This is a genomic window from Chitinophaga sp. sic0106 (genome assembly GCF_019219075.1).
Taxonomy (GTDB): Bacteria; Bacteroidota; Bacteroidia; order Chitinophagales; family Chitinophagaceae; genus Chitinophaga.
Genome location: NZ_JAHUWJ010000007.1, coordinates 79,788 through 104,099, shown reverse-complemented (window position 1 = coordinate 104,099; position 24,312 = coordinate 79,788). Strand labels below are relative to the sequence as shown.

Annotated in this window: 15 protein-coding genes and 1 riboswitch; of the genes, 13 read left to right on the top strand and 2 right to left on the bottom strand. The window is 48.5% G+C overall.

Annotated elements, in window-relative coordinates:
• Nucleotides 1-76: 76 nt before the first annotated feature.
• Nucleotides 77-430: a VOC family protein gene (locus tag KW844_RS12440; protein ID WP_218377063.1), complete on the bottom strand. Its 354-nt coding sequence runs from the start codon at nt 428-430 to the stop codon at nt 77-79.
• 780 nt (nt 431-1,210) lie between these two features.
• Nucleotides 1,211-1,714, bottom strand: a complete 504-nt coding sequence (locus KW844_RS12435; RefSeq protein WP_218377062.1) for an ester cyclase — start codon at nt 1,712-1,714, stop codon at nt 1,211-1,213.
• A 165-nt stretch (nt 1,715-1,879) separates the two neighbouring features.
• Here KW844_RS12435 and KW844_RS12430 point away from each other — a divergent pair, with 165 nt between their 5' ends.
• The 13 genes from KW844_RS12430 (at nt 1,880) to KW844_RS12370 (ending at nt 24,003) form a co-directional block, all read left to right on the top strand.
• A complete protein-coding gene (locus tag KW844_RS12430) occupies nt 1,880-2,476 on the top strand; it encodes a hypothetical protein (protein WP_218377061.1) in 597 nt (198 codons plus the stop codon).
• A 227-nt stretch (nt 2,477-2,703) separates the two neighbouring features.
• Nucleotides 2,704-3,570 (top strand): esterase family protein, encoded by an 867-nt coding sequence (locus KW844_RS12425; RefSeq protein WP_218377060.1) that lies wholly within the window; start codon nt 2,704-2,706, stop codon nt 3,568-3,570.
• Nucleotides 3,571-3,802: 232 nt separating this feature from the next.
• Nucleotides 3,803-6,379, top strand: coding sequence for an endo-1,4-beta-xylanase (locus KW844_RS29085; protein WP_255578394.1), 2,577 nt, complete (start codon nt 3,803-3,805; stop codon nt 6,377-6,379).
• Nucleotides 6,380-6,398: 19 nt separating this feature from the next.
• Nucleotides 6,399-6,992, top strand: coding sequence for an RNA polymerase sigma-70 factor (locus KW844_RS12415; RefSeq protein WP_218377059.1), 594 nt, complete (start codon nt 6,399-6,401; stop codon nt 6,990-6,992).
• Between the two features lie 78 nt (nt 6,993-7,070).
• Nucleotides 7,071-8,150, top strand: coding sequence for a FecR domain-containing protein (locus KW844_RS12410; protein WP_218377058.1), 1,080 nt, complete (start codon nt 7,071-7,073; stop codon nt 8,148-8,150).
• A gap of 119 nt (nt 8,151-8,269) precedes the next feature.
• On the top strand, nt 8,270-11,674 hold the full coding sequence (locus tag KW844_RS12405; protein ID WP_218377057.1) for a SusC/RagA family TonB-linked outer membrane protein: 3,405 nt from the start codon (nt 8,270-8,272) through the stop codon (nt 11,672-11,674).
• An 11-nt stretch (nt 11,675-11,685) separates the two neighbouring features.
• The gene (locus tag KW844_RS12400) at nt 11,686-13,566 is read left to right on the top strand and encodes a RagB/SusD family nutrient uptake outer membrane protein (protein WP_218377056.1); all 1,881 of its coding nucleotides are present in this window, start codon (nt 11,686-11,688) and stop codon (nt 13,564-13,566) included.
• Between the two features lie 29 nt (nt 13,567-13,595).
• Nucleotides 13,596-16,442, top strand: coding sequence for a SusC/RagA family TonB-linked outer membrane protein (locus tag KW844_RS12395; protein ID WP_218377055.1), 2,847 nt, complete (start codon nt 13,596-13,598; stop codon nt 16,440-16,442).
• 12 nt (nt 16,443-16,454) lie between these two features.
• Nucleotides 16,455-18,203, top strand: coding sequence for a RagB/SusD family nutrient uptake outer membrane protein (locus KW844_RS12390; RefSeq protein WP_218377054.1), 1,749 nt, complete (start codon nt 16,455-16,457; stop codon nt 18,201-18,203).
• A gap of 24 nt (nt 18,204-18,227) precedes the next feature.
• The gene (locus tag KW844_RS12385; RefSeq protein WP_218377053.1) at nt 18,228-19,184 is read left to right on the top strand and encodes a DUF5627 domain-containing protein; all 957 of its coding nucleotides are present in this window, start codon (nt 18,228-18,230) and stop codon (nt 19,182-19,184) included.
• 4 nt (nt 19,185-19,188) lie between these two features.
• The gene (locus tag KW844_RS12380; RefSeq protein WP_218377052.1) at nt 19,189-21,297 is read left to right on the top strand and encodes an endo-1,4-beta-xylanase; all 2,109 of its coding nucleotides are present in this window, start codon (nt 19,189-19,191) and stop codon (nt 21,295-21,297) included.
• Between the two features lie 163 nt (nt 21,298-21,460).
• A complete protein-coding gene (locus tag KW844_RS12375) occupies nt 21,461-22,294 on the top strand; it encodes an alpha/beta hydrolase (RefSeq protein WP_218377051.1) in 834 nt (277 codons plus the stop codon).
• A 218-nt stretch (nt 22,295-22,512) separates the two neighbouring features.
• Nucleotides 22,513-24,003, top strand: a complete 1,491-nt coding sequence (locus KW844_RS12370) for a S41 family peptidase (RefSeq protein WP_218377050.1) — start codon at nt 22,513-22,515, stop codon at nt 24,001-24,003.
• A gap of 70 nt (nt 24,004-24,073) precedes the next feature.
• A riboswitch (cobalamin riboswitch) is annotated at nt 24,074-24,282 on the top strand.
• Nucleotides 24,283-24,312 lie beyond the last annotated feature (30 nt).

Here is a 24,312-nt window from a genome sequence, read left to right as displayed (position 1 = left end):
TCGGGGCCCTGATGGTGTCAGGCAGTCATTTAAGTAATGCTCAGGGCGTTCGTTTAGTTTTGATACATCCCCTTTATTAAGCTCCCTGTCCAAAGGTAAGCAGGTTGTTGTCCGGGTCGAGGATGGAAAATTCTTTTTGTCCCCAGGGCTTCACGGCCAGCGGCCCGTTGGGGTGAATTGCTACGTTGTTATCGATGAAGGACTGATAAAGCGTTTCAATAGCGTTGGTGCGTATATACACCATCCCGTAATTTTCGGTAGGGCTTAACTCCTTAAATTCGAAAAAATGGATTTCTACCTGATCCCTGTGTAGCATTAAGTACCCTTCATAATCTTCCTGGCCCAGCGGCTTAAAACCTAAGCGGAAGTAAAATTCTCTGGTGATTGCTTTATCCCGCATGGGAAGTTTAGGGCTGATCTCGGTAAGCATGAGTTATATTTTATAGTTACAATTTACTGATATTTCCATTGTCATCTCCCTGAAATCAGGGATTGTTTTTCTACGGGATATTTATCATCTTCGTTAGCGAACAAAAGTTGTTTTGTGAAAGTTACTGAGGCCTTGCTGACTACAGCAGAAAAACGAAAAATGAGAACCGTGTTTCTATCAAGGATGATTGTTTTCGTGCTGATGATATTGCCTTTGCTTTGCGCAGTTGTGTTTATTGTATACCGGGCGATCATGATGTGGGAGAATTAAATCATTTTTTGAAGTTTATCCATGCAATTCTTGCAAAACCCGGGATGTTTGGTGTTGGTCATGTTAATGATTTATCATTTATATTTCTAGGTTATACTTGCTCTCAATCCTCGCATGGAAAGATGGTTCAGGACTTGGTATCCAATTTTAGAGTTTTTGTGAATAAGCATTATGAACTCCATGAGGATTATGATTTGTACAAAGTAATTTATCTTCATTCAGGCAGTGCTATGCATTCTGTGGAGTTATTTAAGTAATTGTTGCTTGAATATTTATCACAAGTTGAGGTGCAACAAAATACCAATCTCTATGAAGGTTAAATACATCCTCTTGTTATTCGGTTTGCTTAGTCTTTTATATCTATGCTTTTATAACTCAAAATCCCTCCGGATTAAAAGGAAAAAGGTATTATGGAATGAACGAATAAAGGCCTACCATGAAAAGGACAGTATTAATAACTAAAATACTGCCCTTTTGTGATTGTAAAAATACAATGAACATATTTTAATGCTAATGGAGCTGTCCATTCACCCTTTCAATCGCTGCACTAAGGTCCCGGTCAATCACCCCCAGTTGCTGTAAAAAGCCCAGTCTGTCGGTCTGGATTTCACTATGGACTATCTTACCATCCTGAAATGTATAAATGGCAAAACCTTCGACTACCACCGACTTATTAGTAGGTTGGATCTGCTGGAATTTCCCTTTATGCGTACCCGCCATTTTTTGTTTTATCATTACGGTATTTCCTTCGGCTATGATGGCCGTTATCGTCCATTGTCCATCCGGAAAAGCAGCAAGCAATTCGGTTAGGTTTTGCTTGAATACCTGCGCTCCTTTTGCTCCCTGTTGATTGGTGTAGTCCACCGAAACAATACTGTCTACTAATGATAACTTCCTGTGACTCAGTATGTTTTCATACAAATTATGGATTATTCCTTTGTAGTTATTTGTTTGCGCGGCTGCTAATTGCGTACTAAAGGCCAGTACGAAAAATAAATGTGCTAATGTTTTCATGAGAAATATTTTGTTAACCCAAAGGTGTCAACTAATTACGCAGGGAAATTGTAAAAAATCATTGATTTGAGTGATCCCTTACCCAAATAAATGCGTAAAATCATCAGACACATAGGTTACCTTTAAATTGCTAACGTATAGGTACAAACGATTTAATCACTACTAATGAGAATAATGCTGTTGCTGGCAGCTGCAATATTTATTACTGCGTGCGGTAATAATCCGGGTGCTTCCCGCCAGCCCCCTAAAACACTGGCGGATACTTTATTTTCTTTTATGATTAAGGATCTGGCTAAGTATACAATGTTGGAAGATGTTAACTTCCCGGATAGTAATGAATTGTATTTCACCTATGAGCAAGGTTTTGATACAGCCCGATTGATTCATATCAGGAAAAGGGATTCCGTAATTCGTGTGCGTGTTTATCAGGTGCATCCACCTCGCCATGATGATGGTAAAATAGAAGCAGGGTTGTTGCCGCAATTTTTTGAAGGCATTAGTTTTAATCTATCCCCAAAGAAATGGGAGGGTATTAGGATCGGAGCAGAGTGCATTTTGTTGGCCCCATCCGGCCACCGTGATAAGTATCAACCTTTTGACGCGTCCACTTATATATTGGCCTTCAACAGCAACATAAAAGGGAATTATAATGAAGAAGAAACTGTAGAATTCGAGGCCTTTTTAGATTACCTGAAGCAGGAAGTATTATACGAGATACAGACAAAAAGGCCTCCGCCTGGGCCGTACCCCGTTGCTCAGTAAATAGGTAACTTTTGATCAACGCAGTCCACAATTCCTGATAGCTATCAGCAAAAACATTCGTTTTCTGGCAGGTATAAAAATAATTGTCAAATTTACAATTTAATTTTACTTTTATTCTCGCTAACACGTTAAACACCGGAATACTATTTAGTGTCCAGCCGACAGCCTTCGCCGCTCTTCTACTACAAACCACTGGCAAGTACTGATCGCTGCCCAAAAGAAACGTTATGAAAAAAATCTTCATGGCTGCCAGCCTCTTCATTTACAGCTGTGCAGCATCCGCGCAAATTGCGCAGCACGCGCCTGCAGGGTTCGATGTGCCTCAGCAGTCATCTGCTAAAGGAACCATCGATACCATTTACTACCCTTCCGCCACCGTGGGCGTTACCAGGAAAGCACTGGTGTACCTGCCTCCTGGGTTTTCTTCGCAAAAGCATTATCCCGTTCTTTACCTCCTGCATGGCATCGGTGGTGATGAACTGGAATGGCTACGAGGCGGACAGCCACAGGTGATCCTGGATAATCTCTATGCCGCCGGTAAACTAGCCGAAATGATCGTGGTGATGCCAAATGGCAGGGCCATGAAGGATGATCGCGCTACAGGAGATATCATGGCAAAAGATAAGGTAGAAGCATTTGCCGCATTTGAAAAAGACCTGCTGCAGGATCTAATTCCATTTGTACAGCAGAAGTACCCGGCATTCACCGATCGCGAACACCGAGCTATTGCAGGGCTATCCATGGGAGGGGGGCAATCCCTCAACTTCGGACTCGGCAACCTGGATAAGTTTGCCTGGGTAGGCGCTTTCTCAGCAGCCCCCAATACCAAAAGTCCGGAAGTGCTGGTGCCTGATCCCGCACTGGCAAAAGAGCAGCTTAAACTGCTGTGGATCTCCTGTGGCGACAGCGACCGCCTCGTCTCCTTTACCACCAGAACTCATCAGTACCTCGCTGAAAAACAAGTGCCGCATATTTATTACATAGAACCAGGCGTCCACGATTTCAAAGTCTGGAAAAACGGATTGTATATGTATGCGCAATTCCTTTTTAAACCAGTCGATCCTAACAGCTACCAAAAATATTCGACATTATAAGGTCACTGCGGAAAATAGCCGGATAACAGCGCAACAGGTACCGTAAAAAAAATTAGTATTTTCCCGGGAATTTGTTTTCTTTACAAAAGAACGAGCTGATATCTCTATATAAGAAATTTAACCATTTAGTGGCCTCCTGCTGTTAAATGGTTTATTTATACTGCATGTTATAATTGTCAGAATGACATTAATTATCCCGGTATAACCGGTCCACGATTATCAACCACGTTACATGAAAAAACTATTCTTTTTCATACAGTTAGCTATTGCCATACCTGGCACCACCTACGGGCAACAGGGTAATCCTGTCATATACGCAGATGTGCCGGATATCTCCATTATCCGCAGCGGCAACACCTACTACATGAGCAGCACCACCATGCACCTGTTTCCAGGTGTACCGGTCATGAAATCAACCGACCTGGTAAACTGGAAAACGATCAGCTACGCTGCCAATGCCCCGGAAGCGTCGGATGCACTCAATCTCGCCAATGGCCAAAGTGCCTATGGGAGAGGCTCCTGGGCAAGCAGCCTCCGCTACCACAAAGGCACCTACTACCTCAGTACCTTCTCCGGCACCACCGGAAAAACCTATATCTACCAAACAAAAAACATCGAAAAAGGCCCCTGGAAAGGCACGTCATTCAAACCTGCCCTACACGACCACACACTGTTTTTTGAAGATAACGGTCGCGCCTATATGCTATACGGCGCCGGCGAAATCAAACTGGTCGAACTCAACAACGACCTCTCCGGCATCAGGCCTGGTACATCACCCAAAGTAATCATCCCGGACGCCAGCATCCCGGCCGGCCCCAATATGGGCCTTCGCGCCGAAGGTTCCCAGCTCTTTAAACACAATGGAAAGTATTACCTGTTCAACATCTGCTGGCCAAAAGGCGGTATGCGTACAGTAGTCATCCATCGTGCGGATAAGCTGGAGGGCCCCTATGAAGGCCGCGTAGGCCTGCAGGACAAAGGCGTGGCCCAGGGTGGACTAATCAGCTCCCCTAAAGGGGAATGGTACGCGTACCTGTTCCGCGACAATGGCGCGGTTGGTCGCGTACCTTATATGGTGCCCGTTACCTGGAAAGACGACTGGCCAGTACTCGGTACCAATGGTAAAATACCGGATACCCTGCAGCTCCCCCGCAGCACTGGCTACAACCCTGGTATTGTTTGTAGTGATGAATTCACCCGTAAACCAGGAGAACCCTCATTTCCACTGGCCTGGCAATGGAACCATCAGCCGGATAACCAGCACTGGTCCTTATCCCAGCGGCCGGGTTACCTCCGCATCATCACCGGCAGAACCGACGAGGTAATTACGCAGGCCCGCAATACCCTTACACAGCGGACTTTCGGGCCGTTATCCACCGGCACTACCGCCATGGATGTTAGCGGTATGAAAGAGGGTGATTGCGCCGGCTTAATACTGTTACAGAAAAACTATGGCTGGATAGGCGTGAAAGATTCGGCAGGTACTAAGTACGTAGTAATGGTAAATACCAAAGACGGGAAACAAGTGGAAGAAGCCTGCATACCACTCACACAAAAAGTGGTATACCTGAAAGCGGTTGCGGATTTCAGGAACAACGCAGATAAAGCATATTACTACTATAGCACCAACGGTACCGACTGGAAACCCATCGGTGGCGTATTACAGATGTCGTACACCATCCCTCACTTTATGGGCTATCGTTTTGGCTTATTCAATTTTGCTACCAGGGAGACAGGAGGGCAGGTGGATTTTGATTTTTTTCATATAGATGATAAGGACGTTGATCCAAAAATCTCCCGCGTAAATAAAGGACTGAAAGATTACTACCACGATTACTTCCCAATCGGTGCAGCCGTTACGCCATGGTCTCTCAAAGGGCCGGAGGCAGCATTGATCACGCAGCAATTCAGTAGTGTCACCCCGGAAAACGCTATGAAAATGGCCGTCATCCATCCCCGCGAGGCGCTGTACAACTTCAGCGGCGCCGATTCCATCGTGGCCTTTGCTGTACGCAATGGTATGAAAGTCCGCGGACATGCCCTGTGCTGGCATAACCAGGCCCCAGGCTGGATGTTTACCAACGAAAAAGGTGATACGGTAACGAAGGAAGTGTTACTGGAAAGGCTGAAAGCACATATCAATACCGTGGTTACCCGCTATAAAGGAAAAGTATACGCCTGGGACGTTGTCAATGAAGTGATCAGCGATCAGCAAAATGAATTTTACCGCAACTCCGCCTGGCTCCGAATCTGCGGCCCGGAGTTCATTGAAAAGGCATTCCGCTGGGCACATGAAGCGGATCCGGATGCCATCCTTTTCTATAACGACTATAACGAAATCAGCCCGGTTAAACGTGCAAAAATCATCCGCATGATCCGAGAGCTGAAGGAGCAGGGCGTTCCCGTACAGGCGGTAGGGTTACAGGCCCACTGGGCAGTAAATGAACCCTCCGCAGCACAACTGGAAGCCACATTAAAGGACTTCTCCATCCTACAGCTGCCGCTACAGATTACGGAGCTGGATATATCTGTGTATGCCAAGGAACATTCCAGCAGGGCTGCTAAGCCGGCGGACTCCCTCATGGCATTCACCCCAGAAAGGGAACAGGCACAAATGGAACAGTATAAACGCTGCTTCGACCTGTTCCGCCAATATAAAAACGTGATCACAGGTGTTACATTCTGGAATGTATCCGACAAAGGCAGCTGGCTGGATAACTTTCCGGTGAGAGGCAGAAAAGACTATCCGCTGCTGTTTGATCAGCAGCTGCAGCCCAAAAAAGCATTCTGGCAGGTAGCCCTTTTTTAGTACGCTTAAAACCCGGTAAATGCAGCAAGAAAATCATATTAAAGATCTGCAGTTGCGCATCGCCCTATATGAGGATATAAAAGCCTACAATGCGCTGTACCTGCTGTTATTCGATGGCCTGCACCGGTTTGCCTATACAATTGTGAAGTCCAGTGAGGTGGCAGAAGAAATTGTGTCGGATGCTTTTGTGAAACTCTGGCAGATCCGTAACACCATTAATAAAATAGAAAACCTCCGGGTGTACCTCTACGTGATTACCAAAAATTTTGCGCTCAACCACCATGCGCAAAAGAATAAAATGCAGCTGGTACAGCTGGATCACCTGGAAGTAGAAGCCGTCATGGAGTTCAATAGCCCGGAAAACCTTTACATCTCCAACGAAATAATCCGTAAAATACAAACAGCGATCCGGCAACTGCCCCCACAGTGCCGGATCATTTTCCAGCTGGTGAAGGAAGACGGGATGCGGTACAAAGAGGTGGCAGCCATCCTCGGCCTGTCCGTACTCACAGTGCGCAACCAGCTGGCTATCGCCGTCAGAAAAGTAACGGAAGCACTGCCGCCGCAGTATAAAACCCTGTTTCAGTTCCACGACCGTTTTTCCCCCTCATAACCCTCCGGGAATTTTTTTTATTTCCCTTTGGTACATTTTCACTATTCCACTTGTCCCTATTATAACAGTTAGCTGTATATGCCGTTAGATCAAAGAATTTGGTTATTAGTAAGTCTGAAGTTAAGCGGGGAAGCTACCCCGGAGGAACTGGCGCAATTAGATCAGCTGATGGCGCAGGATTCCTCGCTGAAAGACGAACTGCAAATGCTGACAGCTATCTGGAATGCCAGGCATGCCGGCCTGGGCGTCAATAAAGACGAGGCATGGCTGCGGCACCTGAACCGGCTGCATCGCCCGGAACCTGTTAGTCAACCAGTGCCTCAGGCAACTGCAAAGCGGGTAAAACCCTGGCAATGGATGACCGCTGCCGCGGTAGTTTTTATCTGTTTCGCCGGTATAAAATATCTGTCTAACAGTAATGGATACACGCTAGGCAAACAGGCCAGTCACACTTATAAAACCCGGTCCGGCCAACGTATGAAGCTACAGTTGCCGGATGGAACCGCCGTGTGGCTCAACGTGGGCAGCAGGTTGACCTACACCGGTAACTTTAAAAGCGATACAAGGGAAGTGCTGCTCTCCGGTGAAGCTTTTTTTGATGTGGCGGCCGACAAAAACCGGCCATTCGTGATCCATACCAGCACCATTGACCTGCGGGTATTGGGTACGGCCTTCAACGTAAGGTCATATGAAGAAGAGAAGGAAACAGAAGCAGCGCTGGTACGGGGAGCCGTAGAAGTAACACTCCGCAATGATCCGGGAAAAAAGATCATACTAAAACCAAAAGAAAAAATTGTAGTGAACAGCGGTAAAATCGATAGCGCCGCCTATACCCTGACAGGACCAAAATCATCAGAAGAAAGTCCCCTGATAGTACTTAGTAAAATCCGCTACTGGGGCCGGGATAGCAGTAATAACCTGGAGTCAGCCTGGGTGAAAAACCAGCTCATGTTCGACAAGGAAAATTTAGAGAGTATCGCCGGAAAAATTGAGCGCTGGTATAATGTACAGGTTATCATTGCCGACAGCCGCCTCAACGATGCTAATTATACCGGACTATTCGAAAATGAAAAGCTGGAAGAAGTACTGGAAGCATTAAGGCTCACCGGCGGATTCCACTATACTATTGAAGGAAATACCGTAACAATCAACCGATAATAAATTGCTGATACAAAAGAGATAATCAACAGAAGGTAAAAGTAATTCCACTTGGCCTTCAGGCGGAGCTTTGTCCCGCCGGGCTACTATTTTTCACGTTTTGATAAGTTATGAACAACATGGCCAAAAAACTGCTGCTTGCCTGGGCGCTCCCGGCAAAATGCACACTGCTGATCACCGGCATGCTCTTCCTGCTATCCTTTACCAATGCCCCTTCACAGGATGCCATCAGTCTCACTTTAAATAAAGTAGACCTCATCCGGGTATTCAAAGCAATCGAATCCCAGGGACGTTACCGTTTTGTCTACAAGGAAGAAATTCTTCCACGAGAAAAGCGTGTAAGCATCCACGTTAGAAACGCATCGGTGGAGGAAGTCCTCGGCATTGCCCTGGAAAACACCGCGCTGACCTACCGTAAAATCAACGCTAACCTGGTCACCATCGTGCCGCTCGGCGCTGAAAAAATCACCGCCGCCCTGGTAAACGAAACGGTAAAAGGGAAAGTAGTCAACGAAAAAAACGAACCACTCGCCGGCGCCTCGGTAGTAGAAAAAGGTACGGCTAACTCAGCCATCACCCGCCTCGATGGGTCCTTTACCATCCAGGTGTCCAATGCCAAAGCAGTATTGCTGGTGACCTACATGGGCTACGCCCCCGGAGAGCTGGCACTGAAAACCGGGCAGTCGCCGGTAGCCATACAACTACTGCCGGTATCTGTATCCATGAGCGACTTTGTAGTAGTAGGTTACGGCCGCCAGAAAAAGGAAAGCGTGGTAGCAGCGGTGTCGCAGGTAAGCGGCACCGTACTGGAACGCGCCGGCGGCGTATCCAGCGTAGGCGCCGCCCTCACCGGCAACCTGCCCGGACTCATCACCTCCTCCAGCACCGGCCTGCCGGGAGAAGAAGACCCCCGCATCATCATCAGGGGCCGCAGCACCTGGAACAACTCAGATCCCCTCGTGCTCGTAGATGGTGTGGAACGGCCCATGACCAGCGTCGACATCAGCTCGGTGGAATCCATCTCCGTGCTCAAAGATGCCTCCGCCACCGCCGTATTCGGGGTGCGTGGGGCCAACGGCGTTATACTCATCACCACCAAAAGAGGACAGGCCGGCAAAGCCTCCATCCGGGGAACCGTCAACACCATCATGAAAGTGCCGTCCAAACTCCCCGGCAAATACGACTCCTACGACGCCCTCAGCATCCGCAACCAGGCCATCGAATATGAACTGGCACTAAAGCCGGAATCATGGAACGACTACCTCCCGGAAGCTATCCTTCAGAAATACCGTAACCCCGCCAGCCTGGAAGAAGCAGAACGCTACCCAAACGTGGACTGGGCCAAAGTGCTGTTTAAGGACTATGCCATGTCCAATAACGCCAGCGTAAACATCAGCGGCGGCACCAGAGCAGTAAAGTATTTTACCAGCGCCGACTTCCTCAGCGAAGGCGACTTGTTCAAGATATATGATAACAGCAGGGGATATAAGCCCGGATTTGGCTTTAAGCGCCTCAACGTTCGCAGCAATCTAGATTTCCAGCTAACCCCCTCTACCTTATTTAAAACGAACTTATTCGGCTCCTATGGGTCCAGAAAAAGCCCCTGGGGTTTTAGCGGCAACCAGTACGGCGCCTGGATCGATGCCTATACCACCGCTCCGGATGTGTTTATGCCCGTGTACGCCGATGGCTCCTGGGGCTTCTATTCACCCAGCGAAGGAAGAGCAGAGAACTCCGCCCGCTCACTGGCCATTGGTGGTATACAGTATCAGACGACCACTCGTATCACCACCGACTTCTCCATCGACCAAAACCTGGATATGCTCGTAAGAGGCCTCCGGTTCAATGCCACCATATCACTGGATAATACCTTCGTTGAAAGCGACAGAGGTATCAGTGACCTCTACAACGATACTCAACGTAAATGGATAGACCCTGAAACAGGACTGGTCATCTACAAACAAAAACTGGATGGAGTTACCAACTTCGACTTCCAGGAAGGCGCCAAATGGAGAACAGCCTCCGGTACCGTTACCGGCAACCAAAGAAGATTGTTCTACCAGGGCCAGCTCAACTACGCCACCACCATCGGCCAGAAACACAATGTATCTGCCATGGGACTGTTTAACAGGAACCAGAGTGCATCCGGCAGCGAAATACCCAACTACCGCGAGGACTGGGTATTCCGTACCACCTACAATTACGCAGGTAAATACATGATGGAATATAACGGGGCCTATAACGGATCCGAAAAATTCAGCGCCGAAAATCGCTTCGCCTTCTTCTCCTCCGGAGGCCTGGGCTGGATCGTAAGCAAAGAGAAATTTATGCAGTCCCTGAAATTCCTCGACCTGTTTAAACTACGCGCCTCCTACGGACAAATAGGGGATGATAATATCAACGGCAGATGGTTGTATATGTCGCAATGGGGCTATGGCGGCCAAACACGCCTGGGCACCTCCGGCGTAGACGCAGAATACAGCCCTTACACCTGGTACCGCGAATCAGTAGTAGGCAACCCGGACCTGCACTGGGAAAAAGTAGAAAAAACAAATCTCGGTGCCGACTTCGGCCTTCTCAACGGCCTCGTCACCGGTAAGGTGGATTTCTTCCGCGACCTCCGCAGTGAAATATTATTGGCCGGCGGTAGCCGCTCCATCCCGTCTTACTACGGTACCACCGCTCCCGTGGCTAACCTCGGCAGAGTACAATCACAAGGCTATGAAATAGAACTACACTTCAATCATACGTTCCGGAATAAACTGCGCCTCTGGGCCGACCTGAACATGACCCACTCCCAAAACAAAATCCTGGAAGCGGATAACCCCGAACTCTTACCGGATTACCAGAAAACAGAAGGGAAAGAAATCGGGCAAACCTATTCGTATGTGAGTCAGGGTACCTATAACACCTGGGATGAGCTGTACGGCAGCACCATCAATAACACCAACGATAACCAGAAACTGCCCGGTAACTACTACCTCGTGGACTATAACGGCGATGGTATTATCGATGCCCAGGACAACATTCCATACGGTTATTCCTCCTGGCCACAGAATACTTATAATGCCACGCTGGGGGCCGACTGGAAAGGCTTCAGCGTGTTTGTACAATTCTATGGCACCAACAATGCTACGCGCCAGGTAGTGTTTAATAGTCTCAGCTCACAAAGCCATTTAGTATATGATGAAGGCGCCTACTGGACAAAGGATAACACAACCGGCGTGATTCCCATGCTGCGTTGGTTATCCACTCCGGCGGGCTATTACAGAGGTACGCAGTATATGTACGACGGGTCTTATGTGCGTCTGAAAAATGCCGAAATCGCCTATACGTTTAATACCGGCTTTATTAAAACACTGGGACTGTCCGCCCTGCGGGTTTACCTGAACGGTAACAACCTGCTTACCTGGACAAAAATGCCGGACGACCGTGAATCCAACTTTGCCGGTACCGGCTGGGCATCTCAGGGCGCCTATCCTACTGTGAAGCGTTATAACCTGGGTGCTAACATAACTTTCTAAGCTATTCCACTATGATGACTAAGTATATCAAAACGCTGTTGCTCACCCTCGCGATTATACTCACCACCGGTCTGGTATCTTGTAAAAAATACCTCGACAGGGCAGATGAGTCCATCGTTTCCGGTGATGATGCCTTTAAAAATTTTACTAATTTCCAGGGCTTTACAGAAGAGTTGTATAACTGCATCCCTGACTTCTCCAATGCTTACTGGACCAATTCCTGGAATTGGGGGGAAGATGAAATCCAGTCTACTGCCCGTGATTTTCATTTTGTGGTAAAAATAGACAATGGTGATTTCTGGGGCTGGCAGGCACAGTACGATGGGTGGCAGGCCGGCTGGATGGACAGGAACACCACCAATACCAACGACGACCGTTTTTCAAAATCCCTGTGGAGGCTCGGCTGGTACGGTATCCGCAAAGCCAATCTGGGCCTGGAAAATATCGGTAAACTAAAGGATGCAACCGATGAAGAAAAAAACCTGATCAAAGGGCAGCTCTTGTTTTTCCGTGGCTGGTTCCACTTTATGTTTATGCAATATTTTGGTGGCCTGCCTTATATAGATAAAGTGTTACCCGGAGATCAGAAGCTCACCCTGCCGCGGCTCAGCTACCAGGAATGTGCGGACAAGGCAGCAGCGGATTTCAAAGAAGCCGCCGCCATCCTGCCGGTGCATTGGGATAATACCACCGCAGGTAAAAGAACGCTTGGGAAAAATACCCTGCGTATCAACAAAATAATGGCACTGGGCTATCTCGGCAAAAACTATTTATGGGCCGGTAGTCCCCTGATGAATTTCGCTTCTACCGGAAATAAAAATTATAACCCTGATTACTGTAAAAAGGCCGCGGATGCCTTTGCACAACTGCTTTCACTCTGCGAAAACGGAGAGGCACCTTACAGCCTGATTGAATTCTCCAAATACTACACGAACTTTTATACTACCGGCCAAAACTGGCTGCTGGCGGGCGGTACAGAAGCTATTTTCCAGGGGCCTTATTTCAATGGTAACAGCTCCAACTATGGTACCAGCAAGCAGTATCAACCATCATTATTATCCGGGGGAGATGTTAAATTTCTCCCTACAGCGAATTACGTGGATAACTACGGCATGGCCAATGGTTTACCCATAAAGGACATCACCCAGGCCGACGCTGAATCGGGCTATGATCCTGCCTATCCATGGAAAGGCCGCGATCCGCGGTTCTACAATGATATTGTGTTCGATGGCGTAAGATGTGTACAAGGTGCGATCACCCCGGAAACAGACCGGTACGCCAATCTTTATACTAACGGTAGCTACCGCAATATATCTACGGGTAGCCGTACGGGTTATCTCCTGTACAAATTTATTCCACGCACCGCCAACGAATACGACCAGGGCTATTCCTACGATAAAAGTCTCAATATCCATTTGCCATATATGCGCCTGGCCGATGTGTACCTCATGTATGCAGAAGCCGCCGCCGCAGGCTATGGCTCCGCTTCCGCCAGTGTAGCCAGCTACGGCAAAACTGCCGTTGATGCCGTAAACGTTATCCGCGACCGCGCAGGAGCAGGGCATGTGGCCACTAAATTCCTCGGTTCGCTGGAAAGCTTTATGGAAGAACTAAGACGCGAACGTGCCGTAGAACTCTCCTTCGAAGGCCACCGCTTCAATGACCTCCGCAGATGGATGCTGCTGATCGAAAGTCCGTATACACTGAAAAAATCCGTTGAATTTGACAGAACAGGGACTTTCAATACCACCGACCCTAAACTCAACAAGGTGAACAACTTGCGGGAAGTAGTAATACTCGAACGCAAGTACAGTACTAAACACTACTGGCTGCCATTGAAAAATTCGGATGCAAGCATGTACCTCGAGTTTCCACAGAATCCAGGCTGGTAATAGCTTCATCATTGTAAAAGGAAATTATCATGAAACAGATCATATTAACCACCATCATCGCTGCCGCGTGTACCGCCTCACAGGCACAGGATACCACCAGGAGTGACTATAGCCAGATTGTTGCCGGTTTACAGCTGGATAGCAGCAAACAGGGAGGAGAGGAGGAACTGGTTAGAGTAGCCGTTGACGTAGTGCACCACCGTAATCTGGCGATGAATATACCTGTAGTGAACATGGTGTCACTACTGAAGAAAAATTACATTACCTATTCGCTGGACGGGATGGAAGCCCTGGCGCCAGGCTTCAACGGCAACAGCCTCTGGGGCATGGGTAGCTACCTGCTGCTCATCGATGGCGTGCCAAGAGAAGCAGGCAACGTGATGCCCACCGAAATACAATCCATCGCCTTCCTCAAAGGCGTAGAGGCGGTAGCGTTATACGGCAGCAGAGCAGCCAAAGGCGTGGTGGCCATCACCACCAAAAGAGGAAAAGCGGGCAACATACATATTGATATGCGGGTAAATACAGGTGTAAACGTGCCGAAATCCTACCCGGAATATCTCGGCTCTGCCGAATACATGACGCTGTATAATGAAGCACGCGCCAACGACGGACTTTCCAAGCTCTATAGCGATGAAACCATTTATAACTACGCCTCCGGCAAAAATCCTTATCGCTATCCCAACCTGGATTACTACTCCAACGAATACCTGAAAAAAATGTACAACCGCCTCGATGCCACCGCCGAAATATCCGGTGGTAACGATAAGGCCAGGTACTACACCAACATCGGTTACTGGACGGCTGGCTCGCTGCTCAACTTTGGCGAAGCGCAGAAAAACGACCGGTCTGGCCGATTCAATATTCGCGGAAACATTGACATCTCCCTAAATGATTATATTTCCTGTAATGTAGATGCAACGGCTATTTTCTACACCGGTAAAGGGGTAAATGCCAATTACTGGAACAGCGCCGCCACCTTAAGGCCTTACCGCTTTTCACCACTGATTCCGCTCAGCATGCTGGAAGCAGAAGATGATGCCTCACAGCTGTTGGTGCAAAACAGCAATCATATCATTGATGGTAAATACCTGCTCGGCGGCACGCAGCTGGATCAAACCAATCCGTTTGCTGCTATCTACGCCGGTGGGTATAACAGTTATACCAGTCGCCAGTTTCAGTTCAATACCGGCGTAAATGCTGATTTAAAAAACGTGCTGCAGGGCCTTACTTTTAAAACCACCATGGCCGTAGATTATTCCACTACCTATAATCTCGCCTACAATAATTCCTATGCCACCTATGAACCGCAGTGGAATAGTTATTCAGGGGTGGATTTAATAAGCAGTCTTACCAAATACGGACAGGACGCCACTTCCGGTGTACAAAACGTCAGCAATACCTGGTACCGCCAAACCATTGCCGCCACTGCACAGCTGGATTATCTGACCTCCGTGGCCGCGAAGCATTTTATATCTGCTACCTTCCTGGTGAATGGTTTCCAGCAGTCGGAATCCGCCGTGTACCATAAAGTGAGTAACGCCAACCTGGGACTGCACCTGGGTTATAATTATAAGCGTAAATACTTCGTTGATTTCAATAGCGCCTACATCCATTCTGCTAAGCTGCCGCAAGGAAATCGCCAGGCATTGTCGCCCACACTTTCAGTGGCCTGGAATCTAAGCCAGGAGAACTTTCTTCGTTCTGCCGACTGGCTGGACCTGTTGAAAATAAGTGCTTCCGCAGGCCGCCTGCATACCGACCTTGACATCGCCAGTTACTATTTATACCAGGGCTATTACACGGTAGACGGCTCCTGGTACGGCTGGAAAGATGGTAGCGGTATTCCTGCTACAGAGTCGCGGCGGGGTGATAACCCTGACATGACTTTTCCCAGAAGAGATGAAGTAAATATCAACCTGGAAGCGTCGCTTTTTCATAAGCTGATTGAATTCAATTTCACCGCGTTCAAAAATAAAAACACCGGTAATATCGTACAGGCGGCCGTGTTATTCCCGTCATACTATAACACCGGATGGCCGGTATCTTCCTTTATTCCTTTTGTGAATTACAATGATGATACCCGTACTGGTTTTGATATAGGCGTTAACGTTAATAAACATATCGGGCAGGTGGACTGGACCCTCGGCGTATCGGGCACTTACTACAAAGCAGTGGCTTCCAAACGGGCAGAGGTCTACGAGGATGCGTATCAGTACCGGCAGAACAAGCCACTGGATGCTATCTGGGGATTGCAAAACCTCGGATTTTTCCAGGATCAGGATGATATTAGTAAATCGCCTGCCCAGTCGTTCGGTCAGGTAAAACCCGGTGATATCAAGTATAAAGACCAGAACGGAGATGGTATTATTGATGGGAGAGATGAAGTGTATCTCGGGAAAGCCGGCTGGTCAGGCGCTCCGCTTACATTGGGCGTACACCTGGAGGCAAAATGGAAAGACCTGTCTTTCTTTGCCCTCGGCGTAGGCCGCTATGGCGCTTATGCCATGAAAAATAATTCATATTTCTGGGTAGACGGAGAAGATAAGTATTCAGTAGTGACGCGCAACCGCTGGACGGAAGCTAACAAGGCCACCGCTACTTATCCGCGCCTCACCACGTTAAACAGCGATAATAATTTCCGTTCTTCCGACTTCTGGTTGTACAGCACCAATCGCTTCGACCTGGGCAGGGTACAGCTTACCTACGACCTGAATAAGCTGATCGGCAAAAAGAAGTTTGTACGGGAGCTGGGCGTATACGTGAGTGGCGCTAACCTGCTGACCATCGCGCAGGAGCGGGAAACACTGGAATTAAACATCGGTAGTGCCCCTCAAACCCGCTTTTATAATCTGGGCGTGAAAGCATTATTTTAAAAATCAGCAAACATGAATAAGGTACTAGTAATGATAACGGCTGCGGTGTTCCTGATGTATGGCTGTAAAGACCTGATCGAGCCGGCTATAGAAAACAACCGGCAGCTGGTGCCGGAATACCCGGCCAACGATTCCAGGTTTCCCTATGGTATCCTGCTGAATGCTTATAACCGCATCCCCACTAACTCCTGGTCGTTTAATGACGTAGCCACGGATGATGCCGTCACAAATGATCAAACCAATGGTTACCTGAAAATAGCACAGGGGCAATGGACCTCCACCAATAACCCGCTGAGCCAGTGGACCAACAGCTATGCCGCTATACAATATATCAACATCACCCTTACCGAAATTCCGAAAGTAAAATGGACGGCAGATAGTATTGTGAGTCGCCTGTTTGCCATGCGCGTGAAAGGGGAGGCAATCGGACTGAGAGGGTTATTTATGTATCACCTCCTGCAAACACATGGAGGCGTAGGCGCAAACGGACAGCTGCTGGGGGTGCCTATCCTTACGGACGTACAGGCGGATTTCAATAAGCCCCGTGCCACCTTTGAGGAATGTGTACAACAGATTTACAGCGATCTGGATTCCGCCATCGCCTTGCTGCCATTGGATTTCGAAAACCAGAGCATCGTGCCGGATAAGTATGGTAATGTGACCGTAGAGCAATATAACCGTGCCTTTGGCGGCGCTTTCCGGGGACTGTTTACCGGGCGCATTGCCAGGGCTATCAAGTCGAAAGTAGCGTTGCTGGCAGCTAGTCCGGCCTATGCAGCCGGTGGTGCCAGCAACTGGGCTACGGCGGCTAATCTCGCTGCCGACATACTGGATATGAGAGGTGGCATCGGAGGCCTGGCGGCCAATGGCTTAAACTGGTATTCCACTGCCAGCGAAATTGCCGGTCTCGCAGAAGGCGCCAATCCGCCGGAAATTTTATGGCGGAATAACTATGGAGATAACAGGGACCTGGAGCAAAATAATTTCCCGCCCACGATCTATGGCAACGGCCGCATCAATCCTACACAAAATCTAGTAGATGCGTTCCCGATGTTAAATGGTTACCCGATTGCAGATGCTGCCAGCGGCTACAATGCCAATGATCCTTATACCAACCGGGACCCGCGACTGAAGCTGTTTGTACTTGTGAATGGCAGCACTGCCGGCCCGGGTGCCACCGTGATCAACACCGCAGCGGATGGTACTACCAACGATGCACTTAATAAAGTTGGTACCTCTACCCGCACCGGGTATTACCTCCGTAAGCTGCTGCGCCAGGATGTAAACCTGAACCCGACTTCAGCCAACAATCAGCGACATTACAAGCCGCATATCCGCTATACTGAAATTTTCCTCAACTACGCCGAAGCGGCCAACGAAGCCTGGGGACCTACCGGTATGGGCGAAAATGCCTATTCCGCTTATGATGTGATCAAGGCAATCCGCAAACGTGCCGGTATTGGACTCACTAACGGGGATGCCTGGCTGGAAACGGCGAAAGGTAGCCAGGAAGCTATGAGGGCGCTGATCAGAAATGAGCGCCGCCTGGAGCTCTGCTTCGAAGGCTTCCGTTTCTGGGACCTCCGCCGCTGGAAGGCAGGACTGAAAGAAGGCGCCAAAGGTGTAAGCATTACAGGTGGTACGTATACCGTGATACCCGTGGAAGACCGCGTGTACCAGGATTATATGACCTATGGCCCTATCCCGTATACCGAAAAACTGAAGTACAACGCCTTGGTGCAAAATGAGGGCTGGCAGTAAAATATTACTTAAAATTTTTGAATTATGAAGATGCGTATTCTCGTTCTGATCATGTTATACTTCACCGTGGTATCCTGCAATAAGTCCAGGGACTTCCCGGACTATGAATACCAGACGGTGTACTTCGCCTATCAGTATCCTGTGCGAACGCTGACGATGGGAGAAGACGTTTTTGATACACAACTGGATAACCAGCATAAATGTAAAATCATGGCTACCACCGGTGGTGTGTACTATGCTAAAAAGGACGTGACAGTGGGCATTGCAGTGGATAATTCCCTGCTGGGAAACGGCCTGCTGTTTGGTGCCGGCAAAAGTGAAGTGCTGGCCATGCCTTCACACTACTACACCCTGGCGGATAACAAAATTATTATTCCGGCAGGCGGGCTTGCCGGTGGAGTAGAAGTACAGCTCACCGACGCATTTTTTGCTGATCCTAAAGCTATCAGTAATAATTACGTGATACCGCTGCGCATAGGCGGTGTAGCTGGCGCCGATTCCATCCTCGCCGGTAAGGACTTTATCCTCTACGCTGTAAAATACGTGAATACCTGGCATGGCAACTACCTGCGCCGCGGCAAGGATGTGGTGACCGGCAGTGTGAACCAGACCATTACCAGGCATCAGCTATATGTAGAGGATGATGCCGTGAATAAGCTGACTACACGGAGCCTTACTACTGCTGAGTTTCCGGTAGTGATCAAAGATAAAAACGGTACTAATGTAACATGCGTGCTGTTGCTCACTTTTGATGAAGGTGGCAACTGTATTATTACCGCAGGCAGCAGCAATTTCACGGTGACCGGCAGCGGAAAGTTTGTGAAGAAGGGAGAGCAGAAAAGCTGGGGCAACCAGGACCGGGATGCACTTTACCTGAATTACAACATGACACTGGCAGATATGCAGTTGGTTACCACTGACACATTGGTATTGAGGGATCGTGCGGTGACCATGGAAACTTTCACCCCTATAGCTAAATAATAACATGAACAGACGTTATACATTAGTACTCCCCACACTCGCACTTGCCATGATGGCTGCCTGTACCAGGTATGAGCCGCTGGACTTCCAGGTGGAGGCGCCAGAGAGTGCATTGGTACAGGAAGATATCAATGCCTATCAGGCATTGAAGTCTTACATCAACCGGGCCTCCAACCCGCAGTTCAAGCTGGGCGTGGCCCTTTCGTTGTCGCCATACGTAGCCAAAGGCGTGATGTACCGGCTGGCGAACCGGAATTTTGATGAGATCGTACTGGGATATGAAATGAAGCATGGCGCGGTGGTGCAGGCAAATGGCACGCTGGCACTGGATAATGTTACTAATCTGCTCAGTACCGCAAAAGCTGCTGGTATGGCGGTATACGGGCATACCTTATGTTGGCATGCCAACCAAAATGCCGCCTATCTCAATGGGCTGATTGCTCCCCTGATATTTACCTCTCCCGCTTATCCGAATGACCTTAAAAATACGGCACTGCTGGATGGTACTTTCAGTAGCTGGGGCAAAACCGGTACCATTACTGTGGAAGAAGGTGCAGGCATGAACGGGGGAAAGGCGGTGAAGCTGATAGCCGGCGCTGGTAATACACCAGAGGCCCTGCAGTTGATAACACCCGCTATCAATGCCGTTGCGGGGCATAAGTATGAAATCATCTGCTACGTGAAATCAGACCAGGACGGGGAAGGCCGCGTTGCATTTGAAGGCCTGAGAAACAACACGCCCTTTACTTCCTTTAGCACCAACATCTCCTGGAAAGAAATAAGGGTACAGGTAAGTGATATAACCGGTACAAATTTTAAAGTGCACCTGGACCTGGGCTATAAGCCAGGCGTTACCTATTACCTCGACGTCAGCAACATCTACGTATACGATACCCAGGGTACTCCCACCATCACCAACCTGGTCAAAAACGGTGATTTTGAAACCGGCAGTGCCTGGGGAGGCTGGGGTACCGGCTCTACCAGGGGTATCACCGCCGATGGCATGGGCACCGGCAATAAAGGTAAAGCATTTTACGTAACTAATACTGCGAAAGCTGCTAACTATTGGGATATACAAACTTCCTATGCCTTTGATAAAGCGCTGGACAACGGGGAAACCTACAACCTCAGCTTTTGGGTAAAAGGAACGGCTGAAGGTATCATCCGGCCTGAGTTACAGAGTGCGAACTATGCGTCTAACGGCTTCGGGCAGGTGCCTGTCACCAAAGAATGGAAACAGGTGAACATCTCTACAAAAACAACAGCAGCCGACAGAATACGGCTTATTTTCAGTTATGGAGAATTTGCCGGCACTGTATACATTGATGACGTGGTCCTAAGCAACGCCAAAGCGGTAGGCAGTGTAACCACCACCGTGCAAAAATCAGCCGCAGAAAAAGAGGTGATTATTGGCAATGCCCTGGAAGCCTGGATCAGCGGTATGATGGTAGCCTGCAAAAACGATGTACACGCCTGGGACGCTGTGAATGAACCCATGGACGATGGCAAGCCTGCGGAATTGAAAACAGGTATAGGCAAAACATTGCCAGCCGATCATTTCTACTGGCAGGACTACCTGGGGAAAGATTATGCAGTACGCGCCTTTCAACTCGCCCGTAAATATGGTAATGCGGATGATAAACTGTTTATCAACGATTATAACCTGGAATATAGTCTGGATAAGTGTCGCGGCCTCATCGCCTACGTGCAGTACCTGGAGAGCAAGGGCGTGAAAGTAAATGGCATTGGCACGCAGATGCATATCAGCACCACTACCAGCAAAGCTAATATTTCGGAGATGTTTAAGCTGCTGGCCGCAACAGGAAAGCTGATTAAAGTTTCGGAAATGGATATAGGCGTTGGCGTTAAAACCAGCGCCGCCACTGCGGAGCATTATAAGGCACAGGCGGAGTTGTACCAATACGTGATTCAGCAATACTTTGAGCTGGTGCCGGCTGCGCAGCGCTATGGCATTACGTTCTGGAGTCCGCTGGATAGTCCTGCCAGCTCCAGCTGGCGCGCTGGTGAGCCTATCGGCATCTGGACGGAGGCATACGTACGCAAGCTGGCGTATTCCACCTCCTGCCAGGCTTTGGAAACTGCAACGAAATAGGGTTGACATATAAAAAGAAATCCTGCCGGACGAAGTCTTCCGACTGGCAGGATTTTTTGTTTATGTACCAATCATGCAATCTGAGGTATATCTGAACGGTTTGCCATGAATAATACTAGCTATAACCTTATCTTCATAAGGTTAACATTCAAAAGACTATCTCATGGCAAACACTACCCCCCAGACAGCCACCTTCGCGGCTGCCGATGGTTTAAACGTATACTATCGCAACTGGAAAACTACCGATCCCAAAGCCGTTGTGGTTTTAGCCCATGGCTTTAATTCCCACAGCGGGTATTTTCAATGGACCGCTGAACAGCTGGTAAATGAAGCGTATGAAGTGTATGGCATCGACTGGCCAGGCAGGGGAAACTCTGATGGAGAACGTTATTACATCGCTGACTACAATGCTTTTACTGCTAACCTGGATCAGTTAGTGGAGATGGCAAAGGCTGCCCATCCCGGCCTGCCCGTATTCCTGTTAGGGCATAGTGCAGGTGGTGTGCTCTCCGCTGTTTACACGCTGGACCGCCAGGAGAAACTGGCCGGCTTTATCTGCGAGAGCTTTGCGTTCCAGGTGCCTGCACCTGATTTTGCACTGGCCGTGTTGAAAGGCCTTAGTCACGTGTTTCCGCATGCCCATGTACTGAAACTAAAAAATGAGGACTTTTCCCGCGACACCGCAGTAGTCGATTTTATGAACAGTGACCCGTTGATCGCCAACGAAGTGCAGCCCACCAAAACGGTGCAGCAACTGGTACTGGCAGATGAGCGTTTGAAAGCCGAAATGTCCACCATTCAACTGCCGCTGCTGATCCTCCATGGTACTGCGGATAAAGCCACCAAGCATGAAGGCAGCGAGTATTTCTATGAGCATGCCGGATCAGCGGATAAAACGCTGAAGCTCTACGAAGGTCATTATCACGATTTGCTAAATGACCTGCAGAAAGAAATTGTGATGGCGGAAATATTGGATTGGCTGAGAGAGAGAAGATGATGAAGAACATTAAATAAAAAAGGCCGCCTGAAGCAAGGCGGCCACAGATCAGAGGTTAGCATATAGGAGATCCGGCTTTGCAGATCCTCCGGATGGATTTTGCTTATATAGTTAGCGGTATTTGGATGGCCAAAAATAAGGAACAGCTACAACGGGTCATATTTTCACCGTATCTTTAAAATCAATGCCCGATCCGTTATTGCCATAATCCTGTTAACATGATGTCATCCCTTGGTAAAGCCGTCCTCCTTCCAATGCTGCTGCTGAGTACAGCCATTCACGCCCACGCACAAACTAAGCAGCTGACCGTGCCCTGCATGCAAAAAGACCTTGCACTCCTCTGGGATGCCGTGCAAGAAGTGCATCCCGCCTACGGATTATATACACCGGCAGATAGTCTGCTTGAAGTATACGATCAAACCATCAGGAGTATAAATCACCCTTTGTCTGTGAGTGAATTTATTGCAGCTACCTATCCACTAATCAGTGCATTGAAATGTGGGCATACGCAGCTGAAGTATCCGCTGCAATATACGCCCGCGGCTGCCGACCGGCTCCCGCGACTACCATTCCAGGTACTGGTACAGCAGGGTAGGGCCTGGGTCACCACCCACCAGTTAAAGGAAGTAAGTACCGGTGAAGAACTATTAAGCATCAACAGCATACCCGTAAAAGAGATCATTAAACATGGCGGCGACCTCTATGCCGCCGATGGTAACAACCAAACTTTCAAGGAGCTATTCCTGAGTGAATACGATGGCTTTGAGGACGCCTGTAATAAATATTACCACTGGCAGCCTCCTTATATTATTACCCTACAATCAAAACAGGGAGTAGTCCGTACGATCAGTGTGGATACCCTACCAATCACAGCGCCGGCACAGGAGCCACTGCCACCATTCGATAATTACAAGGATTGGCACACTTCTGCCAACACCGATTACCTTCCGCTGCGCTTTTTCAAAGACTCCGCTACCGCCTGGCTGGAAGTACATACCTATCAATACGATGATACATTAATATACAACAAGGCATTCCGGGAAATCCGCGAAAACAAAGTGAGGAACCTTATCATCGACCTGCGACACAATACTGGCGGGGATATCCGCATTGCCGCACACCTGCTTGCCTACCTGGCGAGCGGTCCGTTTCAAATGGTGGGCGACCTATGGGCACGCGTGCCCGATCCAGGTAAAACTAATTTCGATCCTTACTTCGATTCACTGAAAACATCCAGTTTTAAGGAGAGCTTTCAACCAACAGGCATCAAAAAAAATAATCGGTATCCTGTTGAATTTCATGCGGGATTCCGAAACCTGCTGCAACCTATCAATTTGGAGGAAGCAAATCATTTCAACGGTAATCTCATTGTACTTATTGACGGTGCTACATTTTCTTCAGGTGCCCACACCGCTGCTGCCATCCGGCAATACTGTAATAATGCAACATTCATTGGCCGGGAAACCGATGGTGGCTCCGAAGGTTGCAGCGGCGGCACTATCCAATGCCTCACCTTGCCAAACAGTAAAGTAGTAGTGGAGTTTCCATTACTGAGGGTAGTGTCCGTGCTGCGCCATCCGGTATATGGCCATGGCGTAATGCCTGATATAACGGTAACCTATACAGCTGCGCAGGTAGTTACGCAGGAAGACAGGGATTTGCAGGAAGCACTAAACCTCCTTGCCAATAAAGCCCACACCTGGCACTAATGAAGGACCCAGGTTAACATCTCCCGAAATAAAATGAATAGCCTTTTGCCCGGGTTTTAAATTTTTGTTGTACTTTCACGCCGCAATTGGTTTTTACCCTTCATTTCACGAAGGTTAAAATTAATAGGGAATCAGGTGCAAATCCTGAGCAGACCCGCTACTGTAAGTTCTGTATCAACACTTCGACATCCACTTGCCACTGTTTTTAATGACTAAAAACGGGAAGGCCGTCGAAAGTGAGAACAAGCCAGGAGACCTGCCATGCAACTATTTCGTAAGCACTCGGGGAAGGTGCTTTGAATCAACTAC

Coding starts and splice junctions, on each gene's coding strand:
- KW844_RS12440 (WP_218377063.1), bottom strand. CDS start 430: ATGCTTACCGAGATCAGCCCTAAACTTCCCATGCGGGATAAAGCAATC.
- KW844_RS12435 (WP_218377062.1), bottom strand. CDS start 1,714: ATGAAAACATTAGCACATTTATTTTTCGTACTGGCCTTTAGTACGCAA.
- KW844_RS12430 (WP_218377061.1), top strand. CDS start 1,880: ATGAGAATAATGCTGTTGCTGGCAGCTGCAATATTTATTACTGCGTGC.
- KW844_RS12425 (WP_218377060.1), top strand. CDS start 2,704: ATGAAAAAAATCTTCATGGCTGCCAGCCTCTTCATTTACAGCTGTGCA.
- KW844_RS29085 (WP_255578394.1), top strand. CDS start 3,803: ATGAAAAAACTATTCTTTTTCATACAGTTAGCTATTGCCATACCTGGC.
- KW844_RS12415 (WP_218377059.1), top strand. CDS start 6,399: ATGCAGCAAGAAAATCATATTAAAGATCTGCAGTTGCGCATCGCCCTA.
- KW844_RS12410 (WP_218377058.1), top strand. CDS start 7,071: ATGCCGTTAGATCAAAGAATTTGGTTATTAGTAAGTCTGAAGTTAAGC.
- KW844_RS12405 (WP_218377057.1), top strand. CDS start 8,270: ATGGCCAAAAAACTGCTGCTTGCCTGGGCGCTCCCGGCAAAATGCACA.
- KW844_RS12400 (WP_218377056.1), top strand. CDS start 11,686: ATGATGACTAAGTATATCAAAACGCTGTTGCTCACCCTCGCGATTATA.
- KW844_RS12395 (WP_218377055.1), top strand. CDS start 13,596: ATGAAACAGATCATATTAACCACCATCATCGCTGCCGCGTGTACCGCC.
- KW844_RS12390 (WP_218377054.1), top strand. CDS start 16,455: ATGAATAAGGTACTAGTAATGATAACGGCTGCGGTGTTCCTGATGTAT.
- KW844_RS12385 (WP_218377053.1), top strand. CDS start 18,228: ATGAAGATGCGTATTCTCGTTCTGATCATGTTATACTTCACCGTGGTA.
- KW844_RS12380 (WP_218377052.1), top strand. CDS start 19,189: ATGAACAGACGTTATACATTAGTACTCCCCACACTCGCACTTGCCATG.
- KW844_RS12375 (WP_218377051.1), top strand. CDS start 21,461: ATGGCAAACACTACCCCCCAGACAGCCACCTTCGCGGCTGCCGATGGT.
- KW844_RS12370 (WP_218377050.1), top strand. CDS start 22,513: ATGATGTCATCCCTTGGTAAAGCCGTCCTCCTTCCAATGCTGCTGCTG.